This window comes from Pseudomonas sp. NPDC087615 (assembly GCF_044743445.1).
Lineage (GTDB): Bacteria > Pseudomonadota > Gammaproteobacteria > Pseudomonadales > Pseudomonadaceae > Aquipseudomonas > Aquipseudomonas baetica_A.
This window is the reverse complement of record NZ_JBIUWM010000018.1, coordinates 43,823-59,447: the sequence shown is the minus strand read 5'-3', so window position 1 is coordinate 59,447 and position 15,625 is coordinate 43,823. Positions and strand designations below refer to the sequence as shown.

The window sequence follows — 15,625 nt, the reverse complement described above, 5'->3', positions numbered from 1 at the left end:
AGGAAATCCCTGTCGGAGCGTAGTGGATGTTTCAAGATGTTGCGGGGAATTGAGATATTTTGGTGCGTGAGGATTTTTACATGCACCAAATGGAGGCCGAGACGCTGATCCAATTGTGGGAGGGGGCTTGCTCCCGAAAGCGGTGTGTCAGGCAGGCATGTTTCGACGGGTACACTGCATTCGGGAGCAAGCCCCCTCCCACAGGAGATGTATGACTATTTGGAGGGAGGAGGGTTATTCGGTACTGCCCAGCCCTTGCCAGTGCTTGAGCCCGATAAAGATGAAGCGCAGTTGCTGGGTGATCTTGGCCTGCGGCGTCAGATGTTCCGGCAAGGCCTCGGCCGGCGGGTCGATGATGTCCGGCAGGGTGGCGAAAACGGATTTGACGATCAGGTCGGCGATCACGCTCAGGCCGGCTGCGTCCAGATGCTGAAGCTTGGGCATCAGCCCAAGGTCAGCCGCCAGGTCGGCGCTGATGTTTTCGCGCAAGCGGCCAATCGCCTGTCGCACCGGTTGCGAGCCGCCGTACTGCTCACGGGCCAGAAACAGAAATTGCGAATGGTTGGCGCTGACCACATCAAGAAAGATGCGCACCGACGCATCGATAATGCCGCCCATGACGAATTCGTTGTGGCGCACCAAGCGGATGGTCTCGCGGAAGGTCTGGCCGACTTCACTCACCAGCACCAAGCCCAATTCGTCCATATCGGCAAAATGCCGATAGAAACCGGTGGGCACGATTCCGGCGGTTTTCGTCACTTCGCGCAGGCTCAGGCTGCCGAATCCTCGGCCGCTTTCCATCAAGTGGCGGGCAGCGTCCATCAGGGCGTTGCGGGTCTGTTGTTTCTGTTCGGCGCGGGGCAGCATCGCAGGGCGTGTTCTTTGGCAGGACAAGCGCCGCACTCTAGCAAATCGGCTTTATCGGCGTCGAACGGCAGGGGGGGATGCAACGAAGGAAAATCGCGACTTCTTGAACGCTGTGGCTGAAAAGTCAAAAGCCCAATCGGGGAATTGGGCTTTTTTTCCAGGCCACCACGGGCTTAGCTTAAAGCGGCGTTGCGTTCGATCACACGGTCACCACCACCTTCGGCGAGCGCCTGGCCTTGTGGGGTTTTGTCGTAACCGTCTTCAACCAAGCCTTTTTGTTCGAGGCGGTTGCGACCGTTTTCGGCGAGCGCCTGGCCTTGTGGGGTTTTGTCGTAACCGTCTTCAACCAGGCCTTTTTGTTCGAGGCGGTTGCGACCGTTTTCGGCGAGCGCCTGGCCTTGTGGAGTTTTGTCGTAGCCATCTTCAGCCAGGGTCTGGCCTTGTGGCGTGCGGTCGGAACCATCAGCAGCAACGGTCTGACTGAACACGGAGTAGCTGGTTTTTACTTGCGGAGTAGCCTGTTCGGCAGCGGGCAGGGCGAAAGCAGTGCTGGCTAGCATCGACAGGGTAAGGCTGAGCAGTAATTGGCGTTTCATGATGGGTTGCTCCTTGGGAGGGCGATAAAGTGGGTACGAGGGCAATGCTACTCTCGATAAGTCGATATAAAAGTTCATAAACGCAATGGTAATAATCAACAGAATTGATTGTTCTGGCGGGAGGCTCTAAACCGGGCCTTTCAGGGTGACGGTTTTGCACCTTAGTGGGTATTTTCGACCCACTCGCGCCTCACAAAAGTGCGGGGGGCGGTAACGTTGTTCGACCAATCGGTCAGATTTGCGTGGCTTTTTCCGCCCAGATGCGGCTTTCGATTAAACCTGCGGGCCTTTTGCCAGTCACAGAATTCATGAGGGCCGCTTTGGCCCGCCGTTTCAGCCGTTCGCCGTGATGTGGGCGTGCGGTCGTCATCAGGAGCTTTGTGCATGACGCGCACCGGAAAAATCTTCAGTTGGACCTTCGCCACCCTTGTGCTGCTCTTGGCCGTGCTGGTCCTGATCATCGCGTTCTTCGACTGGAACCGGATCAAACCGGCGCTCAATGCCAAAGTCTCGGAAGAGCTGCATCGGCCGTTTGCCATTAACGGCAACCTCGCGGTGATCTGGCAGCGCGAGCCGGATGAGGGCGGTTGGCGGGCCTGGGTACCTTGGCCGCATGTGGTCGCCGAAAACTTGAGCCTGGGCAATCCGCAGTGGTCGAAGACGCCGCAGATGGTCACGCTCAAGCGCGTTGAGCTGCGTATCTCGCCTCTGGCGTTGTTGGCGCAACGCGTGGTCATCCCGCGCATCGACCTGACCGAGCCTAACGCTGAGCTGCAACGCTTGGCCGATGGCCGGGCCAACTGGACGTTCACGTTTGATCCCAAGGATCCGAATGCCGAACCGTCGAACTGGATGGTCGATATCGGCGCCATCGGTTTCGACAAGGGTCATGTGACGCTTGATGATCAAACCCTCAAGACCAAGCTGGATGTGCTGATCGATCCGCTGGGCAAGCCGATTCCGTTCAGCGAAATCGTCGGTGACAAAGCGGCGAAAACCGCGAAGGACAAGGGCGGCGCGCCACAAGACTACGCGTTCGCGTTGAAGGTCAAAGGCCAATATCACGGCCAGAACCTCACCGGCCAAGGCAAGATCGGCGGTTTGTTGGCGTTGCAGGACGCGAGCAAACCGTTCCCGCTGCAAGCCCAGGCGAAAATCGGCGACACCCGCATTGAATTGGCCGGCACCCTGACCGACCCGCTCAACCTCGGCGCCCTCGACCTGCGCTTGAAATTGGCCGGTGCCAGCCTCGGTAATCTCTATCCGTTGACCGGCGTGACCTTGCCGGATACGCCCCCGTATGCAACCGACGGCCATCTGATCGCCAAGCTTCATGACGCGGCGGGCGCGACATTCACCTATGAGCAATTCAACGGCAAGATCGGCGGCAGCGACATCCATGGCGACCTGACCTACATCGCCAGCCAGCCACGGCCAAAACTCAGCGGCGCGCTGGTATCCAATCAACTGCTGTTCGCTGACCTCGCGCCGTTGATCGGCGCTGACGCCAATGACAAGCAAAAGGCCCGGGGCGGCGATAGCAAGCAACCGGCCGATAAAGTACTGCCGGTCGAGGCGTTCAAGACCGACCGCTGGCGAGCGATGGACGCGGATGTTGAATTCACCGGCAAGCGCATCGTCCACAGTGAAAAACTGCCGCTCACCGACCTCTATACCCATCTGAAACTCGATGACGGTGAGCTCAGCCTGGAACCGCTGCGCTTCGGCGTCGCGGGCGGCACTCTCGACGCACAGATCCGCCTCAACGGGCGCACCGAACCTTTGGAAGGCCGGGCCAAATTGACTGCGCGCAAGTTCAAACTCAAGGAACTGTTCCCGACGTTTGAGCCCATGAAGACCAGTTTTGGTGAGCTCAATGGCGATGCCGATATCAGTGGTCGCGGCAACTCGGTTGCCAAGTTGCTGGGCGGCGCCAACGGCAGCCTGAAGATGCTGATCAACGACGGCGCGATCAGTCGTGAGTTGATGGAGCTGGCCGGTCTCAACGTCGGTAACTACGTGGTCGGCAAGATCTTTGGCGACAAGGAAGTGAAGATCAACTGCGCAGCGGCGGACTTCGACATCAAGACCGGTTTGGCGACCACGCGACTGTTTGTCTTCGATACCGAGAACGCGATCATTTACGTCGACGGCACAGCGAACATGGCCACCGAGCAACTGGACCTGACGGTGACCCCCGAATCCAAGGGCTGGCGTCTGATCTCGCTGCGTTCGCCGCTGTATGTGCGTGGCAAGTTCATCAAGCCCGATGCCGGGGTCAAAGCGGTGCCGCTGTTGCTGCGCGGGGCGGGGATGGTGGCGTTGGGGGTGATTGCTGCACCGGCGGCAGGGCTGCTGGCGTTGGTGGCCCCCAGTGGCGCAGAGCCGAATCAGTGTGCGCCGCTGCTTGAACAGATGAAGGCGGGCAAGGCGCCGGTGACCGTCAAGCCAAGCAAGTAAATCTACAGCGCCTGTCAGGACGCCATCGCGGGCAAGTCGAATCGTCGCACCGCCGCTCCCACAGGTACAGCGCAATCCTGTGGGAGCGGGCTTGCCCGCGATGGCAATTTCGAAGGTTTAGAGGTCGTTCAGAATGTCGGCCATGTCATCGGCATGTTCTTCTTCCTGCGCCAGAATATCTTCGAAGATACGTCGGGTCGTCGGGTCTTTATCACCGATGTACTGAATGATCTCGCGGTAGCTGTCGATGGCGATCCGCTCGGCCACGAGGTCTTCGTAGACCATTTCCTTCAAGGTGTTGCCGGCCACGTACTGGGCGTGGGACATCTTCGACAACAGGTCGGGGTTGAACTCAGGCTCGCCGCCCAATTGCACAATGCGTTCAGCCAGGCGGTCGGCGTGTTGCGCTTCCTGAATGGCGTGTTCGAGGAATTCGTCGGCGGCCACGCTGGCTTTCAAACCGTTGGCCATGAAGTAGTGGCGCTTGTAGCGCAAGACGCAGACCAGTTCGGTGGCCAGCGATTCGTTGAGCAAGCGCAGCACCTCTTCACGGTTGGCACTGTAGCTCTCGGTCACGGCGCCGTTTTCAACGTGTTGCCGTGCGCGCTCGCGCAGGGTTTGAACATCAGACAAATGCAGGTCGCTCATTTCGATCTCCTGGAGGCTAATCCGATTGGCGCCACGCTCTACAGTCGTGATCGCCTACCCAGGTTGTGAGTCTTGGGCGATGCAAAAAGTTTTATGGCATGTGATGCAATCTTGGCACCGGTCAGTCAAACGACCGTCGGTGGGGCTGATTGTGGCAGGGGGGGTGGGGCTGAAGTAGGCTGCTCATCGAGTTGTCATCTTCAGGGCGGATGCTTGGCGGGCGTTTTGCACGCCTTGCATCCACTCACCGACCACAAGGATGTTTGCCCATGTCGACGCGTTATCCACTGGTGCTGGTGCCGGGCATGCTCGGGTTTATCCGGCTGGTGTTTTATCCGTATTGGTTCGGGATCATCAAGGCGTTGCGCCGTGGTGGTGCGACGGTGATTGCCGTGCAGGTGTCGCCGCTCAACTCGACCGAGGTGCGCGGTGAGCAGTTGCTGCGGCGTATCGAGGAGATTTTGCGCGAGACCGGCGCGGCCAAGGTCAACCTGTTCGGTCACAGCCAAGGCTCGCTGACGGCGCGTTATGCGGCGGCCAAACGCCCGGATCTGGTGGCTTCGGTGACCTCGGTCGCCGGGCCCAATCACGGCTCGGAGCTGGCCGACTATCTGCTCAAGCACTACCCCGCTGACAGTGCCAAAGGGCGCCTACTCGATGCGTTGCTACGCGCTATCGGCTGGATGATGGCGTTACTCGACACCGGTTATCACGGGCCGAAACTGCCGGTCGATATCCATGCCTCGCATCACTCGCTGACTTCAGACGGCGTGGCGCTGTTCAATCAGCGTTATCCACAGGGGCTGCCCGACACCTGGGGCGGGCACGGGCCGGAAGTGGTCAATGGCGTGCGTTATTACTCGTGGTCGGGGACGTTACAGCCGGGCAAGACCGATCGCGGCGGTAATCTGTTTGACGGCACCCATCGCAGCTGTCGGCTGTTTGCCAAGACGTTCGTGCGTGAGGCGGGGCAGTGTGACGGCATGGTCGGGCGTTACAGCTCGCATCTGGGCACGGTAATTGGCGATGACTTTCCTCTCGATCATTTCGACATCGTGAACCAGTCGCTGGGGCTGGTCGGGAAGGGGGCTGATCCGGTGCGGCTGTTTGTCGAGCATGCGGCGAGGCTCAAGGCTGCCGGGGTCTAGCGGTCAGACCAAGTGATCGTTCTTCGCGAGCCAGCCCGCTCCCACAGGGAAATACATGCCAAATGCGGGAGCGGGATTGGTCGCGAAGGGGCCGGATCAGGCAACACGGCGTTTATGGCCCAGCACGGTGGTCCAACGCTCGGAAAGAATCACCCCTCCCAAGGTCAGCATCCCGCCGACCAAGTGATACGTCGCCAACTGCTCCTTCAACACCACCGCCGCAATCAGTGCGGTAATCAACGGCAGCAAATTAAAGAACAGCGTCGTCCGGCTCGGCCCCAGGCGCTGCACCGCCTGCATCCACGCCAATGGCGCCAGCATCGAAGCCAACAGACACGCGTACAACACCAGCGGAATGTTCTGCAGCGTCAGGCCGGTTTTCGGCGAAACAGCAAACAGCGGAAACAACACCACAATCGCCACCAGCACCTGCAAATACAGCAACACCAGCGGCGGCAAACGCAGCTGCCATTTCTTCAGCAACGTGCTGTAAACCGCGTAAGCCAGGGTGGCGATCAGCATCATCGCGTCCCCCAGATTCACCCCGTGTTGCAGCAGCGCGCTGAGGCTGCCTGACGACACCACCACCAGCACACCGGCAAACGACAGCACGGCACCGACCAGCGCACCGGCGGTCAGGCGCTGGCCTAGGCTGATGATCGCCATGGCCAGCGACATCAAGGGCATCAGCGACAGGATGATGCCCATGTTGGTCGCTGTGGTCAGGGTCGCCGCGAAATAGGCGAGGCTTTGGTACACGGCCATGCCAAGCACGCCGAGCACAAAGATTTTGCCCAGGTTCGGGCGGATCTTCGGCCAGTGGGCAATCACCGGTTTGAGCATGAACGGGGTGAACAGCAAGCCGGCGAGCAGCCAGCGGTAGAAACCGATTTCGGCCGGGAAGATCGCGCCGACGGCGAGCTTGTTGATCACGGTGTTGCCGGCCCAGATAAAAATCGCCAGCAGAGGAAAAGCGTATTGCATGCGTTGAAACCAGAACGTTAATGAAGCGTGATTATCCTCTGTCTGGATACAGCCCTATACTTCGAACCGGACAACCTGCCTCTGAAACCGGACAGCATGAACAGTAAACACATCGATCTGCTGGATTTCAGCGAACTGCCGTCGGCGGTGTACTTCCGTTACGCCGACTTCAACGCCCACGAATTCGCCGCGCCGCACCGCCATCCGTGGGGCACGCTGGAGTATGCGGCTCATGGCGTGCTGCACATGGACGTCGACGGCAGCCGTTTCATGTCGCCGCCGCAATACGCGGTGTGGGTGCCGCCGCAGGTCGAGCACAGTTTCTACAGCCATCAACCGGTCAATTATCGGGCGGTGTGTCTCGCGCCCAAGGTCTGTGCCGAGTTGCCGGCGCGGGCTTGCACGCTGGCGATCAGCGACATTCTCAAGGCGATCCTCAAGGACTTCGCCGCCCGCGACGTGAAGATCCCCGAACGTGATTCCGATCAGCGTCTGGCCCAAGTGCTGGTCGATCAACTGCAACAGGCGCCGGTGCATGAGTGTTACCTGCCGTATGCCAGCAGTCCCGGTTTGCTATCGATCCTCGACGCGTTGCAGGCCGATCCGGGCAACAACCAGCCGCTGGCACAGTGGGCGGTGCGAGTGCATGTCAGCGAACGCACGCTGGCCCGGCAGTTCGTGCGCGAACTGGGGATGAGTTTCGGTGAGTGGCGCCAACGCTTGCGCTATCTCGCCGCGATCGAAGCACTGGAAACGTCGCGCAGCGTGCAGGAAATCGCCTTCGACCTGGGTTACAGCAGTGGCTCGGCGTTTATCGCCATGTTCGCCCGTCAGGCCGGATGTACGCCGGAGCAGTACCGGCGCAGCCACCTTGAAGGCAGGAAGGTGTAACAAGATTTGGCTACACTCCTGCGGAGGCCGCATCCATCGGTGCGGCGACAAGGAGAAAACTCCATGAAGATGTTGCGTGTCCCTTTGTTGATGATCGGTCTGCTGCTGTGCTCCCAGGGTTTTGCCGCCACCGCGCAACAGAACAAAATGACCACCTGCAATGCCGATGCGACCGCCAAGAGTCTGAAAGGCGATGAGCGCAAAACGTTCATGAGCACCTGCCTCAAAGCCGCGCCAGCAGCCAACGATGGCAAGGCCATGACTCCCCAGCAGCAGAAAATGAAAACCTGCAACGCTGATGCGAAAACCAAGGCGTTGACCGGCGATGCACGCAAGACTTTCATGAGTGATTGCCTGAAGAAAAAGTAATCAGCAGCGATATGTGGTGAACGGGCCGGCCTCTTCGCGAGCAGGCTCGCTTCCACATTGAAATGCGTACCCCAGTGGGAGCGAGCCTGCTCGCGATGGGGCCATTGAGCGCACCCACACGCTTCGTCCCTGCATATTCCTAGTGCTCCCCCCGGATCGCTGGCAGACTGCCCATCCTTTTACGCCGTTCGTTTTGAGGCTGTATGCCAACGTTTTCTCAGCGTCATGTTGTGTTCTGGGTTAGTTGCATCATCATTTTCGGCGGTTTGCTGCTGGTGTTGCCGCTGCGCTTGCTGCCCAGTCTGTTGGCCGGGTTGCTGGTTTTCGAATTGGTCAACATGCTCACCCCGCAACTGCAGCGGCTGATTGAAGGCCGCCGCGCACGTTGGCTGGCGGTGGCGTTGCTCGGTACGCTGGTGGTCAGTGTGCTGGCGCTGCTCTTCGCCGGCGCCATCAGTTTCCTGCTGCACGAAGCGGAAAATCCCGGGGCGTCGCTCGACAAATTCATGGGCGTGATTGACCGCGCACGCGGTCAGTTGCCGCCGTTCATCGACGCTTACCTGCCAGCGAGTGCGGCGGAATTTCGCGTAGCCATTGGCGAATGGGCCGGCAAACACTTGGCCGATCTGCAACTGGTGGGCAAGGACGCAGCGCACATGTTCGTCACGCTGCTGATCGGCATGGTGCTCGGCGCAATCATTGCCCTGCAGCGCATACCGGACGTGACCAAGCGCAAGCCGCTGGCCGCCGCACTGTTCGACCGCTTGCACCTGCTGGTGCAGGCGTTTCGCAACATCGTCTTCGCGCAGATCAAGATTTCCCTGCTCAACACCTTCTTCACCGGCATCTTCCTGGCGGTGATCCTGCCGATGTTCGGCATCAAACTGCCGCTGACCAAAACCCTGATCGTGTTGACCTTCCTGCTCGGCCTGCTGCCGGTGATCGGCAACCTGATGTCGAACACGCTGATCACCATTGTCGGTCTGTCGCTGTCGATCTGGGTGGCGCTGGCGGCGCTGGGCTACCTGATTTTTATCCACAAGCTCGAATACTTTCTCAACGCGCGCATTGTCGGCGGGCAGATCAGTGCCAAGTCGTGGGAGTTGCTGTTGGCAATGCTGGTGTTCGAGGCCGCGTTCGGCCTGCCGGGGGTTGTGGCGGGGCCGATTTACTACGCGTATCTGAAGAGTGAGTTGAAGCTGGGCGGGATGGTTTGATTCAGAATTTGTAGTGTTTGAGCGGGCCTCTTCGCGAGCAAGCCCGCTCCCACTTTTGACCGCATTCCTTCAGCTAGAATGCAATCCAGTGTGGGAGCGGGCTTGCTCGCGAAGGGCGCACTGCCGATTTTGGATCAGGCCATGGCGCCATAGCGCTTCATGGCTTCAATCGCCAGACCGCTGCCGATGCTGCCAAAGATATTGCCTTCGACATGTCGCGCATTCGGCAGCATCGCCGAGACGCTGTTGCGCAGCGCCGGAATGCCGCTGGAACCGCCGGTGAAGAAAACCGTATCCACCTGATCCACCGACACGTTCGCATCGTTGAGCAACTGCGTGACGCTACCGCGCACCCGTTCCAGTTGCGCGTCAATGGCTGATTCGAACAGGGCTCGCGTCAGTTCCACGCTCAGCCCGGCTTCGATGCGATCCAGCGGCACATGCCGGCTGTCGGTATGCGTCAGGTGAATCTTGGTCTCTTCCACTTCCATCGCCAGCCAGTGCCCGGCGCGCTGTTCGATCAGTTTGAACAGGCGATCGATGCCGCCCGTGTCTTCGATGTCGTAGCGCATGCTGCCCAGCGCCAGGCTGGATTTTTGCGAGTACACCGAGTTGATCGTGTGCCAGGTCGCCAGGTTCATGTGGTGGCTGGTCGGCATGTAGGCGCCGCTTTTCATGCGGCTGCCGTAGCCGAACAGCGGCATCAGGCCTTGCAGGCTCAGTTGTTTGTCGAAGTCGGTACCGCCGATGTGCACGCCGCCCGTGGCGAGGATGTCGTCGTGGCGGTTATCCACACCGCGCCGCTCGGGCGAGAGGCGCACCAGCGAGAAGTCGGACGTACCACCGCCGATGTCGACGATCAGTACCAGCTCTTCTTTCTCGATGGTCGACTCGTAGTCGAAGGCCGCGGCAATCGGCTCGTACTGGAACGACACGTCCTTGAAGCCGATCTTGCGGGCGACGTCTACCAACGTGTCTTCGGCTTCCTGGTCGGCCAGCGGATCGTCATCGACGAAAAACACCGGACGGCCCAGCACCACTTGCTCGAATTCCCGACCGGCGGCCGTTTCGGCGCGGCTCTTGAGCTGGCCGATGAACAGGCCGAGCAAGTCCTTGAATGGCATCGCGGTGCCCAGGACGCTGGTGTCGTGCTTGATCAGCTTGGAACCGAGCAGACTCTTGAGCGAGCGCATCAGCCGGCCTTCGTAGCCTTCCAGGTACTCGTGCAGGGCCAGGCGACCGTACACCGGGCGGCGCTCCTCGATGTTGAAGAAGACCACTGACGGCAGGGTGATCTTGTCGTCTTCCAGCGCGATCATCGTTTCCATGCCGGGGCGTAGCCAGCCGACGGTGGAGTTGGACGTGCCGAAGTCGATGCCGCAGGCACGGGCTGGAGAGGCGTTGTTCATGTCTTTCGGGTTCCGGTCAAAAAACGGCCGCGCAGTGTATGTCAGTGCGCGGCAGATTCGAAGGCCGGTCATCAGCTATTTCACGACCAGGCTGGGTTGAAAGTCGCCGCTTTGCCCCAAACTTGCTGGCATGGGCCGGCAGACATACCGGCGGTCGCAAGAACCGCCGCCCACTGCCGATAAACTTCTGTTGCGCCACCCGGTCACAAGTTTGAGATCGGTCAACCTGGCACGCGCGAATAGGCGCATGCTGGCATCGGCGCGAAATCGATAACGGATGGTGACTCCTTCAATGGACTTCAAAGACTATTACAAGATACTCGGCGTGGAGCCGACAGCAGACGACAAGGCCATCAAGGCGGCCTATCGCAAGCTGGCGCGCAAATACCACCCCGATGTCAGCAAGGAAAAAGACGCCGAGGCCAAGTTCAAGGATGCCTCGGAAGCCTATGAAGCGCTGAAAAGCGCTGACAAACGTGCCGAATACGACGAACTGCGCCGCTATGGCCAGCACGGACAACCGTTCCAGGGGCCACCGGGCTGGCAGAGCCGTGGCGGCTTTGGCGGCGGCGGTCAGGACACCGGCGACTTCTCGGACTTCTTCAGTTCGATCTTCGGCAATCGCGGCCCCGGTTTCGGTGGTGGCGAAGGTCGGCAACAACGCAGTGCAGGACGCCGAGGGCAAGACGTGGAAATGGAATTGCCGGTTTTCCTCGAAGAGACACTTTCGAACGAATCCAAGAAAGTCACCTTCCAGGTGCCGCAATACAACGCTAATGGCCAGCACGTCAGCAATACCACCAAGAGCCTGAACGTGAAGATCCCGGCGGGCGTGACCGACGGCGAGCGCATCCGCCTCAAAGGCCAGGGCGCACCGGGCATCGGTGGCGGGGCGAATGGCGATCTGTACCTGACGATTCGTTTTGCGCCGCACCCCAAGTTCGATGTCGAAGGCGACAACCTGATCATCACGCTGCCACTGGCGCCGTGGGAGCTGGTGCTGGGGGCTGAAGTGGCCGTGCCGACCCTGACCGGCAAGATCAACCTCAAAGTGCCGGCCGGCAGCCAGAACGGTCAGCGCATGCGGGCCAAGGGTCATGGTCTGAAAAACAAGGCGGGCGAGCGCGGTTACCTGTTCGTGCAGCTCAAGGCCGTCATGCCGAAAGCCGCAGACGATGAGGTCATCGCGTTGTGGCAGGAACTGGCGAAGAAAGCCGCCTTCAATCCGCGAGAGAACTTCTGAACCCAGCGACGGAGTAGCCCAACATGAGCAGCCCCCTGATCGTTCAACTGGACATGGCAGAATTCTGTGAGGCAGCCGATTTATCGGACGTCTACGTGATCGAAATCGTCGAACACGGCATCCTCGAACCTCAGGGCGAACAGCCCCGGGACTGGCGTTTCACCGACTACGAACTGGCCCTGGCCAAACGCGCCGCCAAGCTGCGGCGCGATCTGGAGCTGGAGTGGGAAGGTGTTGCGCTGGCGCTGGATCTGCTCGATGAAGTTCGCGAACTGCGGGCCGAGAACAGCATGCTCAAGCAGCGGTTGGGGCGCTTGGTGGTCGAATAGCTTGTCTGATGTTGATCGGTTGTTTGGGCATGGCTCTTCGCGAGCAAGCCCGCTCCCACAATTGGCATGCGGACTTCTGTGCGGAGTGGAATGCGGACTTCTGTGGGAGCGGGCTTGCTCGCGAAGAACGATAAGGCGGTGATCCTGACTAAACGTTTCTGGGCAACACCACGCTGAAACGCGTCCCGTCAGCCTCGTTCGAGCTGACGTCAATCGTCCCGCCATGGGCGGTGACTACTTCCTTGACGATAAACAAACCTAACCCCAGGCTGGTTGACGGCTGACCGAGTTGCTCGTCGGCGCTGCGCACCAACGGGTCGAAAATCGTGCCGATAGCCTCTTCGGGAATCGGCGTGCCGTGGTTATGTACGGACAGGAGCACGCTGTCGCCTTCGCCCCTGAGGTTGATCACCACGTCGCGTTGATTCAAACCATGCTGCAAGGCGTTGCCGATCAGGTTTTGCAGGAGCTGGTCGATCCGTCCGGTGTCCCACGTTCCGTGAGTATCGCCGCTGATATTCAACACTGGATCGCATTGCGGATTGCCGGCGCAGGCCTCGGCAATCGCTGCCCGTGCGGCGTTGGCCATGTCCATTGGTACAGGTTCGATCGGCAGGCTCTTGCCCAGACGACAGCGCACCAGTTCGAGTAAATCGCTGATCATCGCCGCCATGTGTCGGGCGCCACGCTTGATGTTCAGGGCACAGGTCAGCGCATCGCCCTCCAGACGGGTTTTGCGCAACAGCAATTCGCTGGACATGCTCACCGCTTGCAGCGGCGCGCGCAGGTCGTGACCGAGGATGGCAAGAAAGATGTCCCGCGAACGCTCAACCTCTTGCGCATAGGCGGCTGTGGACTCGGCCAGCGCTTCATCGATGGCTTCGTTGAAACGGATCATGTCCTGGAAATACACCATGTCCGGTGCCCCCAGGCTTTCGACCCAGCGACGTATCACGCAGGCGCGCAGGTGGCGAAACTCCGAGGTCATTTGCACCAGATCAAAACCGACGGTGTGGCGTAGTTCGCCATGGCTGGAGCCGGCCTGATTGAGGCTGGGGGTTACTTCCAGGCCTTCACCCTTGGCTTTGGCCGCTTGCTCGTCAGGACTTTGCGGTTTGTTCATGTCCCGTGCGGCGGCCAGCAGGATGGCCTTGGCGTGATCACGCAGTGCGTTCGAGTCCAGATAATCGGCGGCGGGCGTAATGGTGCCTGCAAACTCCTCCCATTCATCGACGATACGATCAACGTGTTGCCTGATGAATTCGGATAGGCGCATGGCGGGTTCCCTTCTGGAGTGTTTCGCGATATTAACCTCTTTGTAGTCCCTGCCACAGTACCGTTGAGAAGTATCGGGAAGTTTCTATTGCGCTGGTAGTACAGTTTGGTGTTGATTCATGCACTTAAACTTCGAAATTGTTAATGATTGCCTGCTCTTTGTGAGTGGTTTTTTGATTATTTTTAGTTGTTTTTATAAGCGAGGTATCTGGTATTTTTATCGTGCGTGGAAGAGTTGCAGGCAATCTGAAGTGCATGCTTAGCGTTTTGTAAGATGTTTTGGTTATGTTGTGTATATAGCGTCGTACATAAGGATATGTACTTGCCTGATACCGGGCACTGTAGTTACACAGTAAACAAGCAATCATGCGGCACTCTACTCGGCTACCGATGTTAGTCACTAAAAAATCTATTCAAGGACGAATAATTTATGGTACGAAAACCGCCTCCCAAAGGCCCCGCCTCTGTCGATGTGCACACGAGGCCCGCGCCGCCATCGGACGCTGTCTCGCCGCCTCGCGATACGCTACATCGCTTCGATTTCCTTCCTCCAGACATCGCGTCAACGCGAAGTCTGCCCGGTGATGGCAGCGCCGCAGGCGTGACGCCTGACGCATCCTTGCCGGCATCCACGGTCACGATCAGCGCGGTCACGCCGCCTCCCGAGTTTGCTCGGGCGGTGGCTCGAAACACTTTGCCAGATTACGCGTTCAAGGCGCCGGTTCAACTGCCGGAGGCCGACGCGCACGGTTTACGGTCAGTCAAGGGGCGTGGCTACGCCGAAGTCTCGGGCGGAGATATCGTGCCTGTCGCAACGGATCCGCAAACCGGTCTGTACCGGGCGCGGTTGCAAAGCGAACGGTTTGCGTCGGGGCCTGCGCTGGAGCGTGATCCTGTCAGCGGGCAATGGGCCGAGCTGAGTGAATTCGGATCGGGTGCCAGCCGATCCGCCAGCCCTCGGATAGTCGCATCTGGCAAAACCTTGCAACTGAAACTGTCGGCCGCGCACGAAGTGGAATTCAACGGCGCCAAATACTTCGCCGCCCGGTCACCTGACGCGGGAGACGGGCAACATTACCTGCTGCGGGTACGCGACCCCCAAAAACCGTCCGAACTGCTCAGCAGCGGGATCATTGCCACTCCCGATGCGGCCGGTACCTGGCATCGTCGAGGTCGCAAGGGCGGAATGAACGCCGGGCATTCCGATGAAGAGTTCGAACTGGCGCTGGAATCGCTGCCGACTCGACCGGCGTCTCCCGATGATGTTTTCGAACTGGCGTCGGAGTCGATGCCGATCAAACCCTATACCCCTGAAGAACTCAGCAGCATGCGCCACTATGTGCGTTATTCGGGCGAGAACAACAAGCTGGGCTCATACAGCCGTGCCAACAATGGTAAATATCCGATCAGGGGAATTGATGGCAAACCCATGTATGTCAGAAGCCTTGAGTCAGAAGTGTCCATGGCCAGTGGAAACAGATACTCCTCGGAGCAGGTTCTGCCCTACCTGAAAGCGGGTGGTTTTGAACAGGTCGCCAGGTTGTATGAGGAAAAACTGCAGTTACGCACCTTCACTGACGCAGACATCATCGTTCCCGGCGAAAAGGCTCTGATCGGACAATTGATGGTGGTGGCGAACCGGCGTATCAGTAAAGGGGAAATCATTGGGGTATATGGTGGAGATCTTGTACCTGCTGCTCGCCTGTCACTTGCCGAACAAACATTTGCCATGTACGCAACTACCGGAACTTTTATGGAGGATGGCAGGCCCCGGGAATTTTCAATCGTTGTGGCGGGCGACAATATTGTTTCCAGAATCAACACCAACTTCGTATTTAACGCGGCCGGCCGGCCACTGCGTCAATCGCCGGGAGGGTATAACGTTGAAACCGTTGCTTTTCGCGTTGAAGTCGAAGACCGATCCGAAGGAGAGGTGGTTCGCAGAGGGTTAGAGCTGAGTACTGTTTTTGCTACAACGGATATTCCGGCGGGTAAGGAACTAAGGTTGAATTATCACTACTCCCGCGAGATGGTCGCTTTGTTGTTTCCGGCTCCATGATGGATTGTTTGTAATCTCGTTGCCGATACAACACTGAGCGGGGCGGATTCGAGAGCGTGGCTGATCTGTGGGTGAGTCATCTGCCCCGCCGTAAGTCGGGCCATCGTCACCTATGCAGAGATACCGAGTA

The 15,625-nt window shown here is 59.1% G+C and carries 14 protein-coding genes; 8 read left to right on the top strand and 6 right to left on the bottom strand.

Translation table 11 applies throughout. The features are described from left to right. Window positions 1-234: 234 nt before the first annotated feature. Window positions 235-867: a TetR family transcriptional regulator gene (locus tag ACIOU6_RS11450; protein ID WP_221734401.1), complete on the bottom strand. Its 633-nt coding sequence runs from the start codon at window positions 865-867 to the stop codon at window positions 235-237. A gap of 173 nt (window positions 868-1,040) precedes the next feature. Beyond that, window positions 1,041-1,463: a hypothetical protein gene (locus tag ACIOU6_RS11445; RefSeq protein WP_401136272.1), complete on the bottom strand. Its 423-nt coding sequence runs from the start codon at window positions 1,461-1,463 to the stop codon at window positions 1,041-1,043. Between the two features lie 384 nt (window positions 1,464-1,847). On the opposite strand from ACIOU6_RS11445, the gene ACIOU6_RS11440 reads away from it, so the two are divergent. After that, a complete protein-coding gene (locus ACIOU6_RS11440; protein WP_401136269.1) occupies window positions 1,848-3,923 on the top strand; it encodes an AsmA family protein in 2,076 nt (691 codons plus the stop codon). Window positions 3,924-4,040: 117 nt separating this feature from the next. On the opposite strand, the gene ACIOU6_RS11435 is transcribed toward ACIOU6_RS11440, so the two are convergent. Beyond that, the gene (locus tag ACIOU6_RS11435) at window positions 4,041-4,571 is read right to left on the bottom strand and encodes a bacterioferritin (protein WP_221732851.1); all 531 of its coding nucleotides are present in this window, start codon (window positions 4,569-4,571) and stop codon (window positions 4,041-4,043) included. Between the two features lie 269 nt (window positions 4,572-4,840). Here ACIOU6_RS11435 and ACIOU6_RS11430 point away from each other — a divergent pair, with 269 nt between their 5' ends. Further along, a complete protein-coding gene (locus tag ACIOU6_RS11430) occupies window positions 4,841-5,719 on the top strand; it encodes a triacylglycerol lipase (RefSeq protein WP_221732850.1) in 879 nt (292 codons plus the stop codon). A 96-nt stretch (window positions 5,720-5,815) separates the two neighbouring features. On the opposite strand, the gene ACIOU6_RS11425 is transcribed toward ACIOU6_RS11430, so the two are convergent. Then, a complete protein-coding gene (locus ACIOU6_RS11425; RefSeq protein ID WP_221732849.1) occupies window positions 5,816-6,703 on the bottom strand; it encodes a DMT family transporter in 888 nt (295 codons plus the stop codon). Window positions 6,704-6,799: 96 nt separating this feature from the next. Here ACIOU6_RS11425 and ACIOU6_RS11420 point away from each other — a divergent pair, with 96 nt between their 5' ends. The 3 genes from ACIOU6_RS11420 to ACIOU6_RS11410 all read left to right on the top strand — a co-directional run bounded on the left by ACIOU6_RS11420 (window position 6,800) and on the right by ACIOU6_RS11410 (window position 9,180). Further along, window positions 6,800-7,594: an AraC family transcriptional regulator gene (locus ACIOU6_RS11420; RefSeq protein ID WP_401136264.1), complete on the top strand. Its 795-nt coding sequence runs from the start codon at window positions 6,800-6,802 to the stop codon at window positions 7,592-7,594. A 63-nt stretch (window positions 7,595-7,657) separates the two neighbouring features. After that, complete coding sequence (locus tag ACIOU6_RS11415) at window positions 7,658-7,963, top strand: PsiF family protein (RefSeq protein ID WP_221732847.1); 306 nt, start codon at window positions 7,658-7,660, stop codon at window positions 7,961-7,963. A gap of 203 nt (window positions 7,964-8,166) precedes the next feature. Further along, a complete protein-coding gene (locus tag ACIOU6_RS11410) occupies window positions 8,167-9,180 on the top strand; it encodes an AI-2E family transporter (RefSeq protein WP_221732846.1) in 1,014 nt (337 codons plus the stop codon). 134 nt (window positions 9,181-9,314) lie between these two features. On the opposite strand, the gene ACIOU6_RS11405 is transcribed toward ACIOU6_RS11410, so the two are convergent. Beyond that, entirely contained in the window at window positions 9,315-10,589 is a 1,275-nt protein-coding gene (locus ACIOU6_RS11405; protein WP_221732845.1) for an Hsp70 family protein, read from the bottom strand. 292 nt (window positions 10,590-10,881) lie between these two features. On the opposite strand from ACIOU6_RS11405, the gene ACIOU6_RS11400 reads away from it, so the two are divergent. Both ACIOU6_RS11400 and ACIOU6_RS11395 read left to right on the top strand, forming a co-directional pair. Beyond that, a complete protein-coding gene (locus tag ACIOU6_RS11400) occupies window positions 10,882-11,832 on the top strand; it encodes a DnaJ C-terminal domain-containing protein (protein WP_401136259.1) in 951 nt (316 codons plus the stop codon). Window positions 11,833-11,855: 23 nt separating this feature from the next. Then, window positions 11,856-12,161 (top strand): chaperone modulator CbpM, encoded by a 306-nt coding sequence (locus ACIOU6_RS11395; protein ID WP_401136256.1) that lies wholly within the window; start codon window positions 11,856-11,858, stop codon window positions 12,159-12,161. 148 nt (window positions 12,162-12,309) lie between these two features. Here the strand turns inward: ACIOU6_RS11395 and ACIOU6_RS11390 are convergent, their stop codons facing one another. Continuing rightward, complete coding sequence (locus tag ACIOU6_RS11390; protein ID WP_221732842.1) at window positions 12,310-13,437, bottom strand: sensor histidine kinase KdpD; 1,128 nt, start codon at window positions 13,435-13,437, stop codon at window positions 12,310-12,312. Between the two features lie 429 nt (window positions 13,438-13,866). Between ACIOU6_RS11390 and ACIOU6_RS11385 the strand changes: the two genes are divergently transcribed. Continuing rightward, complete coding sequence (locus tag ACIOU6_RS11385; protein WP_401136252.1) at window positions 13,867-15,495, top strand: hypothetical protein; 1,629 nt, start codon at window positions 13,867-13,869, stop codon at window positions 15,493-15,495. Window positions 15,496-15,625: the final 130 nt, after the last annotated feature.

What these genes read in the sequence shown, in the direction of transcription:
- ACIOU6_RS11450 (WP_221734401.1), bottom strand. Translation starts at nt 867, where the DNA reads ATGCTGCCCCGCGCCGAACAGAAACAACAGACCCGCAACGCCCTGATG.
- ACIOU6_RS11445 (WP_401136272.1), bottom strand. Translation starts at nt 1,463, where the DNA reads ATGAAACGCCAATTACTGCTCAGCCTTACCCTGTCGATGCTAGCCAGC.
- ACIOU6_RS11440 (WP_401136269.1), top strand. Translation starts at nt 1,848, where the DNA reads ATGACGCGCACCGGAAAAATCTTCAGTTGGACCTTCGCCACCCTTGTG.
- ACIOU6_RS11435 (WP_221732851.1), bottom strand. Translation starts at nt 4,571, where the DNA reads ATGAGCGACCTGCATTTGTCTGATGTTCAAACCCTGCGCGAGCGCGCA.
- ACIOU6_RS11430 (WP_221732850.1), top strand. Translation starts at nt 4,841, where the DNA reads ATGTCGACGCGTTATCCACTGGTGCTGGTGCCGGGCATGCTCGGGTTT.
- ACIOU6_RS11425 (WP_221732849.1), bottom strand. Translation starts at nt 6,703, where the DNA reads ATGCAATACGCTTTTCCTCTGCTGGCGATTTTTATCTGGGCCGGCAAC.
- ACIOU6_RS11420 (WP_401136264.1), top strand. Translation starts at nt 6,800, where the DNA reads ATGAACAGTAAACACATCGATCTGCTGGATTTCAGCGAACTGCCGTCG.
- ACIOU6_RS11415 (WP_221732847.1), top strand. Translation starts at nt 7,658, where the DNA reads ATGAAGATGTTGCGTGTCCCTTTGTTGATGATCGGTCTGCTGCTGTGC.
- ACIOU6_RS11410 (WP_221732846.1), top strand. Translation starts at nt 8,167, where the DNA reads ATGCCAACGTTTTCTCAGCGTCATGTTGTGTTCTGGGTTAGTTGCATC.
- ACIOU6_RS11405 (WP_221732845.1), bottom strand. Translation starts at nt 10,589, where the DNA reads ATGAACAACGCCTCTCCAGCCCGTGCCTGCGGCATCGACTTCGGCACG.
- ACIOU6_RS11400 (WP_401136259.1), top strand. Translation starts at nt 10,882, where the DNA reads ATGGACTTCAAAGACTATTACAAGATACTCGGCGTGGAGCCGACAGCA.
- ACIOU6_RS11395 (WP_401136256.1), top strand. Translation starts at nt 11,856, where the DNA reads ATGAGCAGCCCCCTGATCGTTCAACTGGACATGGCAGAATTCTGTGAG.
- ACIOU6_RS11390 (WP_221732842.1), bottom strand. Translation starts at nt 13,437, where the DNA reads ATGCGCCTATCCGAATTCATCAGGCAACACGTTGATCGTATCGTCGAT.
- ACIOU6_RS11385 (WP_401136252.1), top strand. Translation starts at nt 13,867, where the DNA reads ATGGTACGAAAACCGCCTCCCAAAGGCCCCGCCTCTGTCGATGTGCAC.